At 72.4% G+C, this 13,622-nt stretch carries 6 protein-coding genes; 1 reads left to right on the forward strand and 5 read right to left on the reverse strand.

Translation table 11 applies throughout. The annotated features are described in order from the left end of the window. Positions 1 to 2: 2 nt before the first annotated feature. Positions 3 to 1,085 carry a ferritin-like domain-containing protein gene (locus tag ACZ6O2_RS32660; protein WP_466025649.1) on the reverse strand — a complete coding sequence of 361 codons (1,083 nt, stop codon included), beginning with the start codon at positions 1,083 to 1,085 and terminating at the stop codon, positions 3 to 5. 284 nt (positions 1,086 to 1,369) lie between these two features. Between ACZ6O2_RS32660 and ACZ6O2_RS32665 the strand changes: the two genes are divergently transcribed. After that, the gene (locus tag ACZ6O2_RS32665) at positions 1,370 to 4,210 is read left to right on the forward strand and encodes a helix-turn-helix transcriptional regulator (protein WP_466025650.1); all 2,841 of its coding nucleotides are present in this window, start codon (positions 1,370 to 1,372) and stop codon (positions 4,208 to 4,210) included. Positions 4,211 to 4,373: 163 nt separating this feature from the next. Here ACZ6O2_RS32665 and ACZ6O2_RS32670 read toward each other — a convergent pair whose 3' ends face one another. From ACZ6O2_RS32670 to ACZ6O2_RS32685, 4 genes are all read right to left on the reverse strand, one after another. Next, positions 4,374 to 5,993, reverse strand: coding sequence for an acyl-CoA carboxylase subunit beta (locus ACZ6O2_RS32670; RefSeq protein ID WP_357461020.1), 1,620 nt, complete (start codon positions 5,991 to 5,993; stop codon positions 4,374 to 4,376). Positions 5,994 to 6,019: 26 nt separating this feature from the next. Continuing rightward, a complete protein-coding gene (locus ACZ6O2_RS32675; protein WP_466025651.1) occupies positions 6,020 to 7,252 on the reverse strand; it encodes a metal-dependent hydrolase family protein in 1,233 nt (410 codons plus the stop codon). Continuing rightward, positions 7,249 to 11,565 (reverse strand): type I polyketide synthase, encoded by a 4,317-nt coding sequence (locus ACZ6O2_RS32680; RefSeq protein ID WP_466025652.1) that lies wholly within the window; start codon positions 11,563 to 11,565, stop codon positions 7,249 to 7,251. Before ACZ6O2_RS32680 ends, ACZ6O2_RS32675 begins: the two co-directional genes overlap by 4 nt. 6 nt (positions 11,566 to 11,571) lie before the next feature. Beyond that, positions 11,572 to 13,622: MupA/Atu3671 family FMN-dependent luciferase-like monooxygenase (locus tag ACZ6O2_RS32685; protein ID WP_466025653.1), on the reverse strand; the 2,051-nt coding region annotated here is incomplete at its 5' end.

Consider the following 13,622-nt stretch of genomic DNA (forward strand, 5'->3'; position numbering starts at 1 on the left):
CGCTAGGACGACTCTGAGCCGAGCCGGATCGCGCGCGCGACCTGCTCCCGGCGCAGCCTGTCGACCTCGTCGGCGACGTTCTCGTCCTCGGTCATCAACCGGTCGAGGTTGGCGTCCTGGTAGCTGAGCACTCTCATGTCGGCGAAGGCCCGCTGCAGTTTCGGGCCGAACAGGCCGATGTCCTTGAGTGTGGGCACGATCCGGGAAAACAGCTTGGATCGGAAGTACTGGTAGTGCTCGGAATCGCGCATGAAGGCCATGCACTCGGCGGCGTCCAGGTCGAGCGCTGTCCAGACCTCCTCGCCGACGAAGCGTTGCTGGAGCATGTGGCAGGCCTCGATGCAGAACTCCTCACGTTCGTCGCGCTCGGCCTGGGTCAGCTCGGGGTAGTAGTCGCGCAGGGCCAGCCGACCGAAGGCCACGTGACGCGCCTCGTCTTGCATGACGTAGGCGTTGAGCGCCTGGGCGAGTGGTTCCTTGGAGTAGTCGCGGATCTGCCCGAAAGCGGCCAGGGCGAGACCCTCGATGAGGACCTGCATGCCCAGGTAGGTCATGTCCCAGCGGGAGTCGGAGATGATGTCGTTGAGCAGGTCCTTGAAGTGCGGATTGATGGGGTAGGCGAAGCCGATCTTCTCCCGCAGGTAGCGGGAGTACGCCTCGACGTGGCGGGCCTCGTCGACGACCTGGGTCGCGGCGTAGAACTTGGAGTCGATGTCCGGTACGGTCTGCACGATCTTGGCAGAGCAGATGAGGGCACCCTGTTCACCGTGGAGAAATTGGGAGAACTGCCACGAGTTCATGTGTAGCCGGACGTTGGCCTTTTCTCTGCGGTTCATTGATTGCCAGGTGCGCGACCCGTAGATGGCCACCGACTCTTCCGGTATGCCCATCGGGTCGTCATGATCGATTTCGATGGTCCAGTCGAGTCGTTCCGCCGCGTTCCACTGCCGCTGTTTGCCCTTTTCGTAAAGGGTGAGCAGTTTGTCCCGGCTCTCGTCGTAGTCCCAGTCGAATACGGTGGTGTTCCCTGCCTTGATGTGCCAGCCCGTCTGGTCGACGGGGAGGGCGTACAGCCGGGTGCTCAATGATGCCTCCGCCTCATAAATGGCTAACGTCGATTATGGACTTGTGGTTGTTTGTCGGGCACTGGGGAGTTCCCTAGGATCAGGGGCATCCGTAGGTCCGGGTCTGCTGCGTGGTGCGGCTTTTGCGTCGAGAGTCATCTCACAAGAGCCAATCGAATCCTGCTAATGTCCTATTGGTGATGGCGGCGTATCGTCGAAGACGGGAGTCGATCTAGAATGGCCGGTCCCGGGGTTACGTGGAAACCAGTCGGTGGCAGCCGGTATGCGTCGGGACAGTGGTGCTGATGCCCCCGTTCGTGGGTCGTGACCCCGAACTTGCAGTCCTGCGCAGCGCCTTGGAGGCGACAGGCCGAGCCGGCGTCCGGGTCGTGGCGGTGACCGGTGATCCCGGCATCGGCAAGACCCGGCTGCTCAGCGAGTTCGGTGAGCTCGCCCGTCGCCGGGGAGCCCGGGTGGTGTCCAGTTCGGCCACCCGGGGCCAGCGGTCACAACCGTTGACCCCGCTGCTCGACGCGCTGGTCGACTGCGACCGCTGCGCGAACCGGAAGACCGACCCGGGTGAGGCGCCGACGGGGGCCACCGCCTCGATCCAACTGGTGCGCGATCTCGTCAACCGGACGGGCGACGCGGACGCCAACAGCCTGGTCGTCCTCGTCGACGACATGCACTGGGCCGACGAGGCGACCATCGCGCTGCTGACCCAGCTCGTGCGTACCCCGTCGCCGGTGCCACTGCTGGTCGTGCTGGCCTACCGGCCCCGCCAGGCCCCGGTACGCCTGCACGCCGCGCTGGTCGGCGCGCCGGGTGACGAGTGGGTGCGGGAGGTGCCGCTCGGGCCGATCAGCGAGCAGGACGCGCAGACCCTGCTCGGTCCACAGTGCAGGACGTCGTGGCAGTGGGCGGTCTACCGACACAGCGGCGGCAACCCGTTGCACCTGCACGCGCTGGCCGCCGCCGCCACCGGGCTGTGCAGCACCGCCTCGGTGGTCGTCGGCGAGCTGCCCGTCACTCTGCGGATGAGGCTGGTCGGGGAGCTGGAAGCCGTCTCCCCGCTGAGCCGCATCGTCCTCGACGCGGCGGCGGTGGCGGGAGAGGTGTTCGAGCCGGCGCTGGTCGCGCAGATCGGCCAGTGCCGTGACGCCGAGGTGCACCGCGCGTTGGACGAACTGGCCGAACTGGACATTGTCCGCCCGGTCGCCGGTGGCCGGCTGATCAGCTTCCGGCATGCCGTGTTGTGGCGGGCCGTCTACGACGCGGTCAGCCCGGGTTGGCAGCTGGCCGCGCACGACCGGGCGGCGGCCGCGCTGTGCCGGCGCGGCGCCCCGCCCGAGGCGCTGGCCCCACACGTCGCCCGCACCGCCCGCCCCGGCGATCTGACTGCGGTGTCGATACTGCACCGGGCCGCCATGGCGGCGCAGCACCACGCCCCGGTCACCGCGGCGCACTGGCTCCGTGTGGCCCTGCGGCTGCTGCCGCATCGACCCGACCACGACCTGCGACGCGTGGTGCTGCTGGTTCGCCTCGCCCAGTTGGCCGCCGTCGTCGGTGACCTGCTGGCGAGCCGCAACGCGCTGCACGAGGCGCTCAAGATGCGCCAACGTCGCCCGACGACCCGTCGCGCCCATGCGGTGGCCCTCTGCGTCATGGTGGAGCTGTCGCTGTCCCGACGTGCCGAGGCGGGCGCGTTGGCCCGGGCGGAGCTGGCCACGTTGCCCGCCGCCCAGAGCATCGGACGGGCCATGCTCAGCTTCGAACTCGCCTGTCTGGAGTTGGCCGCGGGCCGCGCCGACGTCGCCCGCGAACTGGCCGCCGTGGCGTACACGGCAGCCCAGCGCCATCAGGCCCGCTCGGCGGAGGCCACCACGCTCGCCCTGCTGGCGGTGGCGGACACCGCCGCGCTGGACATGCCGGCCGCGCGTCGCCGCCTGGATCAGGCGGTCGACCTGCTCGACGCGATGCTCGACGGCGAGTTCGTTCGCAGTCTGCGGGCCGCCAAATGGGTGATCGAGGCGGAGATACTGCACGAGCGCTTCGACGACGCGCTACGCCACCTGGACCGGGCGGTCTCCGGCGCCCAGCACAGCGGGCAGCTGCTGCTGCTGGCCCGGCTCTACGCGGCCCTGGTGGTGACGTTGCAGGTCAAAGGAAGGCTGCCGCAGGCACAGGAGTGCGCGCAGCGGGCGGCGGAGGTGGCCACCGCGGTCGGCGGGGAGCGGGAGATCGCCGTGGCCCGCATCCTGCGGGCATGGTTGGACAGCCAGGTACGGGCGACGGCGGAGACCTACCCGGAGGTGGATGCCCTGCCGGTGCTGCCCGACGGACCGTACTCGCTGTTGGCCCGCCGGTTGCTGGTGGAGATCGGGCTGGCCGGCGGGAACGTGGCCGCGTACCTGACCCGCACGCAGCTCGGTGACAGCCCCGGCCCGTCCGCTTCCGACCTGTGCTCGCAGGCCAGTTGGTGCGAGGCGATGACGCGGGCGGAACTCGCCGCCGGTCGGACCGAGGTCGCGGCGCACTGGGCCGACCGCGCCGACGCGGTCGCCGCCGTGCTCGACCTGCCAGGCCACACCGGTCTGGCCCTGCTCGCCAGGGCACAGGTGCTGGCCACCGACGACCCGGCGCGGGCGGTGGCCACCGCGCAGGTGGCGGCACGGGAACTGGCCGCCGCCGGCATGGTGGTGGACGCTGCCCGGGCCCGGATGGTCGCCGTCGGACCGCTGGCCGCACTCGGCCTGGTCGACGACAGCTACCGGGAGATCAAGGCGGTGCAGGCCGCGTTCGAGGGGTGGGGCGCGCACCGGCTGGCTCGACAGGCCGCGTTGGAGCGGCGTCGCCTCGCGGCGCGTTCGTCGCGCCGTACGGGCCGGGACGACCGCGAGGAGTCGGCTGGCCTGAACCTGCTCACGCGTCGGGAACGGCAGGTCGCCGTGCTGGTCAGCCAAGGTCTGACGAACCGGCGCGTGGCGCAGGAGCTGTTCGTGACCGAGAAGACGGTGGAGATGCACCTGGCGAACATCTTCGCCAAGCTCGGCGTGTCCTCTCGAGCGGTGGTAGCCCGTCTCATCGGGGCCACCGGGCAGCCGGTCGGTGCGGCGGTGCCGGCCGGGGAGGCGGCAGCGACCTGAGGGTGGTCCGGGCCGTCGGTGCACCCGTGGCCGGCGGCCTTCCGCCGAGGCCCCGGGTCCCCGGACCGTCACCGCGGACGTGGCCCCGCCGCGCCGTGGCGGCGTCCCCGGCGTCGGGACTGAACACGGCGTGGTTGGTATCCCCGGCGCCAAGGGCGGCCGGTCACAGCGGGATGTTGCCGTGCTTCTTGGCCGGACCGATGACCCGCTTGTCGACCAGGGCGCGCAGTGCGCGGACGACCGTGGGTCGGGTCTCCGACGGCAGGATCAGGTCGTCGACGCAGCCGTGCTCGGCGGCCCGGTAGGGCGTGAGCAACCGGTCCTCGTACTCGTGGACGAGAACCTGGCGCAACAGCGCGGGGTCGTCGGCCTGGGCGAGGGTACGCTGGTGCAGCAGCGCGACCCCGCCCGCCGCGCCCATCACGCCGATCTGCGCGGTCGGCCAGGCGAAGCACAGGTCGGCGCCCAGCTCCCTGGATCCCATGACCGCGTACCCGCCACCGAAGGCCCGCCGTACCACGATGGTGATCTTCGGTACCGTCGCCTCGATGTAGGCGAACGCGAGTTTCGCACCCCTGCGGATGATGCCCTGGTGCTCCTGGGCGGTACCGGGCAGGTAGCCGGGCACGTCGACGAGGGTGAGCACGGGGATGTTGAACGAGTCGCAGAAGCGGACGAACCGCGCGGCCTTCTCCGCGGCGTCGATGTCGATGGCACCGGCCAGGTGCAGCGGCTGGTTGGCGACCACCCCCACCGTGACGCCGTCGACGCGGGCGAAGCCGCAGATGATGTTGGGGGCGAAGTCGGGGTGCACCGGCAGCAGGTCGCCGTCGTCGACGATCCGCCTGAGCACCTCGTGCATGTCGAACGGGGTGGTGGCCCGATCGGGTACGAGCGTGTCGAGTTCCCGGTCGGCGGCGGTGGGCTCCAGCAGGGACGCCGGTGGCCAGACCGGGGCCGGGTCGAGGTTGTTGGCCGGCAGGTAGGACAACAGGTCCCGGACGTAGTCGATGGCCTCGGCCTCGCTCGCGGCGGCGTAGTGGGCGTTCCCGCTCCGGGTGGCGTGCACCGTGGCGCCGCCCAGGGCCTCCATGCTGACCCGTTCCCCGGTCACCGCCCGGATGACGTCCGGGCCGGTGACGAACATGTGCGAGGTGTTCTCCACCATGACCACGAAGTCGGTGAACGCCGGGGTGTAGACGGCCCCGCCCGCGCAGACACCCATGATGAGGGAGATCTGCGGGATCACCCCGGAGGCGGTCACCATCCGACGGGCCACCTCGCCGTACGCGGCCAGCGCCAGCACCCCCTCCTCCACCCGGGCGCCGCTGGAGTCGTTGATGCCGACCACCGGGCAACCGACGTGCAGGGCGTGGTCGAGGATCTTGCAGACCTTGGCGCCGAAGACCGCCCCCGCGCTACCACCCCGGTGGGTCGCGTCGTGCGCGTAGACACACACCTGGCGGCCGTCGACCGTGCCGAAACCGGTGATGACACCGTCGCCGGGCGGCTGCGGCCCGGCGTACCCCTCGACGTCCCGGCGGGCCAGCCGGTCGGTCTCGACGAACGAGTCGGGGTCGAGCAGCGCCAGGATCCGCTCCCGCGCGGTCATCCGGCCCCGGGCAGCCAGCCGGCGGGCGGCCCGCGGGGAGCCGGGCTGCTCCGCCTCGGCGCGTCGGCGGCGCAGCTCGGTTACCTTCTCGGCGGTGGTCGGGGCGCGCAGGTCGGCGACGGCGCCGGCCGGCCGGCCGTTGGCCCGGGCCGGCCCCGCAGCGGCGGTCATCGGCGGGTGTCCGCGCGGCGCCGGGGTCACTTGCGGGTGTCCTTGACGATCTCGCCGTCGCGGACGACGAGGACGACCCGGTCCGGGTCCTCGAACAGGTGCGGCTCGCTGAGCGGATCGAAGTCCACCGCGACGAGATCGGCCAGCTTGCCCACCTCGACCGACCCGACCCGGTCGGCGACCCGCATGATGCGGGCGTTGACGGAGGTGGCCGAGACGATCGCCGCCATGGGCCCCAGGACGCGGGCCTTGAGCGCGAGCTCCAGTCCGCGGTGGTTCTGGTCGGGTCCGATCAGGTCGGAGCCGGAGCCGACCAGCACGCCGGCCTCGCGGGCCAGCAGCATGGCGTCGATCATGCGTTGCGCGGTGTCGCCGACCCGGTCCCGGAAGCCGGGTGCGAGTCCCTGCCGCGCGGAGTCGGTACGCATCGTCTCGGCGATGGCCAGGGTGGGCACCAGGTGCACGCCGTGGGCACCCATCAACGCGGCGGTGGCCTCGTCGATGCCGGTACCGTGTTCGACGCAGCCCACGCCCGCCTCGACGGCGTTGCGGATACCGGCGCCGTTGTGGGCGTGCACGGTGACGTAGGTGTTGCGGGCGCGGGCCTCGGCGACGGCCACCGCGATCTCCTCGACGGTGTACTGGGTGTCCTCCAACGAGTCGGACACCGAGATGACCCCGCCGGTGACGGCCATCTTCAGGAACGACGCGCCCTGACGGAAGCACTCGCGGGCGGCTCGGCGGACCTCCTCGACGCCGTCGGCGTTGGGGGTCATCCCGGTCAGGCCGCGTACCGACAGGGGCGACGGGCCCGCCGGGGCCAGCGGCGAACCCAGCCGGCCGTGACCGCCGGTCTGGGACAGCGCCACGGCGGCGGCCCAGATCCGGGGGCCGGGTACCAGCCCTCGTCGCACCGTACGCAGCACCCCGAGGTCGAGGCCACCGCAGTCACGGATCGTGGTGAAACCGGCGTCCACGGTCTCGCGCAGGTTGCGGAAGATGTCGGCGGCCCGTTCGGCCACCGACAGCTGCCCGTTGAGCATCGCGCGGACGTCGCTGGAGTAGCCCACGTGGGTGTGCGCGTCGATCAGCCCCGGCAGCAGGGTCAGCCCGCTCAGGTCGACCAGGTCGGCGCCGTCGGCCTGAACCCGGGTCCCCACCTGCGTGATCCGGTCGGTGTCGATCCGTACGGCCCGGTCGGTCACCGGTTCGTCGCCGAGCCCGTCGATGAGCGTGGCGCCGGTCAACAGCATGGTCATGTGAGCAGGTCCTCCTGGGCGGCGGCGGGGGAAACGGCCGGCGTCGTGCCGGGACGGTCCGGACCGGCGTTCGGCGGCGCGGGCAGGACCCCGCCCCGGGCGAGGAAACCCAGCATCCGCGCGAACAACGCGGCGTCCAGCTCCGGTGGACGGGCCAGGTCGGCCGGCAGCGCCGACCAGACGTTGTCGCAGCGCATCCGGGGCATGTCCCGGTCCGGGGTGTCGCCGAGCATCGCCATCAGCGGGGCGAGGTTGTTCGACGTCTCGTCGGCCTCGATCTGTTCCGTGAGCTGGTGGTGCCAGCGTTGCCAGTCGACGCTCGGCACCCGGTAGCCGCAGGTCCGCAGGTGGGTGAACATGTCGTTCCAGTCCAGCGGGTCGGGGTTGACGGTGTGGAAGGTGCCGCCGAGGGTCTCCGGCCGCAGGGACAGGGCGACCACGGTGCGCGCGACGTAGTCGACGCTGGCGGCGGCGAAGGCGTACCGGCGGGCGGGAGCCAGACCGAGGTCCAGGCAGCCCTGGATGACCTTGGTGACGTAGTCCTCCCGGTTGGTCGCGCCGGTGCGGCTGTCCCCGAGCACGGCACCGGCCCGGTAGACCGACACGGGTACGCCACGTTCCCGGGCGAGGCCGATGAGACCCTCGGCGACCCACTTGCTCTGGCTGTAGGCGGTGTCGTGCCCCACCGGCGGCGGGAGCGGGTCGTCCTCGTGGATCTGCCCGACGCCGGCGGCGACGGCTCCGGCGAGCACGGCCAGGGTGGAGATGTGGTGCACCGGCGTCGGCCGGCCCCGGGTGGACAGCCGCAGTACCTCCTCGGTGCCGCGCACGTTCGTGGCCTTGAGGGACCGGTAGGGGCGCACGAAGTTGACCCAGGCGCCACAGTGGTAGATCGCGTCGACCTCGTCGGCGAGGGCGTCGAAATCGGCCGGCGCCAGGCCGAGTCGGGGTCTGGCCAGGTCGGCGGGGACGACGCGCAGCCGGTGCGCGGGTGGCATCGGCAGGCCGTAGGAGGTCAGGGCGGCGTGCAGGCGTTCGGTGCCCTCCTCGGGGTTGGCGGCCCGGACCAGGCAGACGATCTCGGCGCTGGTCTGCCGGGCCAGTTCGGCGCAGAGGAACGCGCCGACGAACCCGGTGGCACCGGTGAGCAGCACCACCCGAGGGGGCCCGGTGCGGGCCGGCGCGTCCTCGTCAGGGGCGACCGCCGGGTCGAGGACGACCTCGGCGGCGAGGTCGGGGCCGTTGCCGCGCACCTCGATCAGCGGTCGCCCGGACACGGCGGCCTCGATCCGGGCGGCCAGCCCGGCGACGGTGGGGCTGGCCAGGACGTCGCGGGCGGTGAGCTGGGGCGCGCCGAGACGGCGTAGTTCCCGGGCGGCCTGCGTGATCATGAGGGAGTGGGCGCCGCAGTCGAACAGGTCGTCGGTGACGCTGACGCGGTCCACGCCGAGCAGGTCGCACCACACCCGCGCGACCTGACGTTCCCGTTCGTCACGGGGGCCGAGGTAGCCGTCGTCCGGTGCGTCGTCCGGGTCGACGCCGGAGGCCGAGGCGGCGGAGACGTCGGGGGTGGCGGCCGGTCCGGCGTCGGCGCCGACGGCGGTCGCCCCCGGCTCCACCCAGTACCGGCGGCGCTGGAACGGGTAGCCGGGCAGGCTGACCCGTCGGGCCGGCCGCGCGGTGTGCAGCGCCGGCCAGTCCACGCTCACCCCGGCCTGCCAGAGCCGGCCCACCGCGGCCATCAGGTGCGCGGTGTCCGGCAGCCGGTCGCGGGGGTGGCCCAGCGACGCGACCGCGGTCGGGGTGGGGGCGAGCCGCTGTCCGGGTACCAGCGCGGTCAGCGCCCGCCCGGGCCCGACCTCCAGCAGCACCCGGTCGGGCGTGGCCAGGACGGTCCGCAGCGCGTCGGCGAAGCGTACGGGTTGACGCAGGTGACGCGCCCAGTAGTGCGGGTCGGTGGCGTCCTCGGCGCGGATCCAGGTGCCGGTGACACAGGAGACGAACGGGGTGTGCGGTGGACGCAGGTCGCACTCCTTCACCCGGGCGGTGAACTCGTCGAGCATCGGTTCGACCAGCCAGGAATGGCTCGCCGCCGGTACGTTGATCCGCCCGCAGTCCACGCCCCGGCCGGCCAGCAGCCGGTCGAGGGCGGCGACGTCGTCGTCCGGGCCGGCCACCACGGTCAGCTCCGGTGTGTTCACCGCCGCGATCGACAGCCTCTCGTCGAGCAACTCCGCGACCTGTGCCTCGGGCAGCGGTACGGCGAGCATCCGGCCCGGGGCCATTCGGGCGAACAACTCACCACGGGCGTAGGTGACGGCGAGCGCGTCGCCGAGGGTGAACACCCCGGACAGACAGGCGGCGACGTACTCGCCGAGACTGTGGCCGAGCAGGGCGACCGGCTCCACGCCCCAGGACATCCACAGCTTCGCCAGCGCGTACTCCACGGCGAACAGCGCGGTGACCACGCCGGGTCCCTCGGCGCGGCCGAGCGCGCGTCCCCGTCCCGACCCGCCACCGCCCGGGAACAGCAGCGCGGTGAGGTCGACGTCGAGCCGGTCGCGGAGCAGGGCGGCGCAGCGGTCGATCTCCTCGCGGAACACCGGCTGGCTGCGGTAGAGGTCGACACCCATCTCCCGGTGTTGGTTGCCGCCGCCGGGGAACATGAACACCGCCCGGTGGACGGACTCCGGGGCGGTGCGGGTGACCAGCCGGTGCGGGTCCTCCCCCCGCAGCACGGCCACCAGGTCGGTCAGGTCGGCGCAGGCAGCGAACCGGCGTACCGAAAAGGCGTGCCGCCCGTCCTGGAGGGTGAAGGCGACGTCGGCCAGGTCGAGGTCCGGGTGGTCCTCCAGATGGTCGGCCAGCCGGCGGGTGGCGGCGTCGACGGCGGTGCGGCTGCGCGCGGACAGCGGTACCAGGTGCCAGCCGGTCGCGGGCGCCGTGCCGGCCGGGTCGGGGATGGGCGGTGGCTGTTCCAGGACCACGTGGGCGTTGGTGCCGCCGACCCCGAAGGCGCTCACCCCGGCGCGGCGTGGTCCGGCACCGGCCGACCACTCGGTGACGCGGGTCGGCACGTAGAAGGGCGACGTGTCCAGGTCGAGGTCGGGGTTGGGGGAGCGGAAGTTCCGCATGGGCGGGATCCGTCCGTGCTGTACCGCCAGGGCGGCGCGCATCAGGCCGGCGGCTCCGGCGGCGGCGTCGAGGTGGCCGATGTTGGCCTTGACGGAGCCGAGGGCGCAGAAGCCCCGCCGAACGGTGCCGATGCGGAACGCCTGGGTGAGCGCGGCGACCTCGATCGGGTCGCCCACCTGGGTGGCAGTGCCGTGGGCCTCCAGGTAGCCGATGCTGCCCGGCGAGACCGCCGCCAGGGCGTGCGCGGCGGTGACGACGCGGGCCTGCCCGTCAACGCTCGGCGCGGTGAAACCGGCCTTGACCGCGCCGTCGTTGTTGACCGCGCTGGCCCGGATCACCGCGTAGATGTGGTCCCGGTCGGCCAGGGCGTCGGAGAGCCGGCGCAGCACCATGGCCACGGCGCCGTTGCCCGGTACGGTCCCCTCGGCGTCGGCGTCGAAGGGCCGGCACTGCCCGTCGGGGCTGAACACCCCGCCGTAGGTGTGCGAGTAGCCGGCCTTCAGCGGCAGGTTGATCGCCACCCCGCCGGCGAGCGCCAGATCCGACTCGTAGGTCAGCAGGGACTGGCAGGCCAGGTGGGTGGCGACCAGGGACGTCGAGCAGGCGGTCTGCACGGTGTACGCGGGGCCGTCCAGGTCGAGGAGGTACGCCACCCGGGAGGCCAGGAAGTCCTTGTCGTTGAAGATGCGGGCCAGGGGTGCCATCGCCGAACGTTGGAAGCGGGGGTTGGTGGCGAGGTTGGCCATCAGGTACTTGTTCATGAACATGCCGGCGAACACGCCGACGGCGCCGTCGGTGCGGTCCGGGGTGTGTCCACTGTCCTCCAGGGCCGCCCAGGCGGTCTCGCAGAAGACCCGCTGCTGCGGATCCATCGTCTCGGCCTCGGCCGCGTTGTAGCCGAAGAACTCCGCGTCGAAGTGGTCGGCGTCGTCGATCATCGCGCCCGCCGGAACGTACTCGGGGTCGGCGAGTAGGTGCGGGTCCACGCCGGCGGCGCGAAGTTCGTCGGGGGTGAAGCGGGTGATCGACCCGACGCCGTCGAGCATGTTGGCCCAGAAGCCGGCGACGGTGTCGGCACCGGGTACCCGGCAGGCCATGCCGATGATCGCGATCGGTTCGACCCCGTCGGGCGGACCGCCGTCCGGGGCGGTTCCGGTGCTGTCCAGGTGTGCGGTCACGGCCGGTCAGCCCCTTCGCGCCCGGCGTGAGACGGCGGCGGACAGGGCGGCGGCGCGTCGCCCGGCGGCCTGCTGGGTCCCGGCCAGCGCGTCGGGGCGGTCGCCGGTGGTGGCGCAGGCGGCGGCGAGCGCGCGTACCGACGGGTAGCGGAACAGGTCCACCAGGGACAACCCGGTCACGTCGCGGGCCAACAGCCGGGCCCTGGCCTGGACCGCCAGCAGCGAGTTGCCGCCGAGGTGGAAGAAGTTGTCGTCGAGACCGACCCGGTCGCGGCCGAGTAGTTGAGCCCACACCTCGGCGATGGTCTGCTCGATGCCGGTCCGCGGAGCCAGGTAGCGGTGGGGCCCGGCGGTGTGCGGGTCGGGCAGCCGGTTGCGGTCGATCTTGCCGTTGGAGGTCAGCGGCAGCTCGTCGAGGACGGTGACGGTGGCCGGCACCATGTAGTCCGGCAGTGCGCGGGCCAGCGCGGCCCGCAGGGCAGCCGGGTCGGGTGCCGGGTTGCCGGCGCGGGCCGGCTGGCAGTAGGCGGCCAGGCTGCGGCGGGCACCGTCACCGCGTACGACGACCACGGCGGCACGGACCTCCGGCTGGGCGGCCAGCACACTCTCGATCTCGCCGAGTTCGATGCGATGGCCGTGGATCTTCACCTGGTGGTCCAGCCGACCGAGGAACTCCAGCGTGCCGTCGGGGCGCCAACGGGCCAGGTCGCCGGTGCGGTACAGGCGGGAACCGTCGGCGGCGAACGGGTCGGGAACGAAGCGTTCCGCGGTCAGCGCGGGGCGGCCGTGGTAGCCACGGGTGACGCCCGGACCACCGAGCAGCAGTTCACCGGGCACGTTGACCGGAGTGGGCCGCAGGTCCGCGTTTACGACGTAGGCGCGTACGTCGGCCAGAGGACGGCCGATCGGCACGGTCGCGGCGACCGGCCGGTCACCGGTGACCCGCTGGGTGCTCGCCCACACGGTCGCCTCGGTCGGGCCGTACATGTTGTGCACGCCGCCACTGACCAGGCCGGCGAGGTCGGCGCCGAGCGCGGCGGGCAGCGCCTCCCCACCGACGACCAGGCGGCGCAGGGCACGCAGCGCCGCGCGGGTGTCGGGATCCTCGGCCAGCACACCGGCCAGCGACGGGGTGCACTGCAGGTGGGTGACGCGGTGGCGGCGCAGTTGCGCGGCGACGGGCTCGTCGGCCAACGCCACCCGACGGCGGTCCTCGCTGATGTCCCGGGCGGCCCGCAGGTGCGGTAGGGCGGCCAGCACGTGGTCGTGGTCGACCCCGAAGTCGATCAGGCAGGCGACCTCGTCCACCTCGATCGCCTTGAGCCGGTCCACCAGGTCCGCGGCGGCCTCGGGGGTGCCCAGCAGGGCGGCGGTGTCGAAGAACCGGTCGAAGGCCTGCTCGACCAGGGCGTCGAGTTCCTCCTCGGGCAGAGCGCGGAAGTCGCTGCTGCTGCCGGACACCGCGCCGAGACCGGAGAGCAGGTCGAAGGAGCTCTTCAGGTATCCGCACAGCGGCACGCGGACCAGCTCGCGCACGTGCTCGGTGTCGGTGCCGAGGAAGGTGTGCAGCATCAGGGTGACGTGGCCGGAGCCGGCGTGGCCGGCCTCGCGCCAGGCCCTGCGGTAGACGGCGATCTTCTCGCCGAGTTCTTCGACCGAGTGGCCGAGCAGGTGCGTGAGCAGCCCAGCCCCGATCTCACCGGCCATCCGGAAGGTGTCGGGGCTGCGCGCGCTGGTGACCCAGACGGGCAGTTCGGGCTGCACCGGTGGCGGGTACACGCGCACGCTGACGTGGTCGCCACCGGGACGCGGACGGCTGACCGTTTCGCCCCGCCAGAGCCGGCGTACCTCGTCGATGCCCGCCAGCATCAGGTTCTTCCGGTCGGCGTACCGCTCCGGAGCGAGGACGAAGTCGTTCGGTTGCCATCCGGAGGCGACCGACATGCCGACCCGCCCGCCGGAGAGGTTGTCCACCACGGCCCACTCCTCGGCGACCCGGAGCGGGTCGTGCAGCGGTACGACGACACTGCCGGCCCGGATCTGCACCCGTTCGGTGA

This window comes from Micromonospora sp. NPDC048040, from assembly GCF_055587185.1.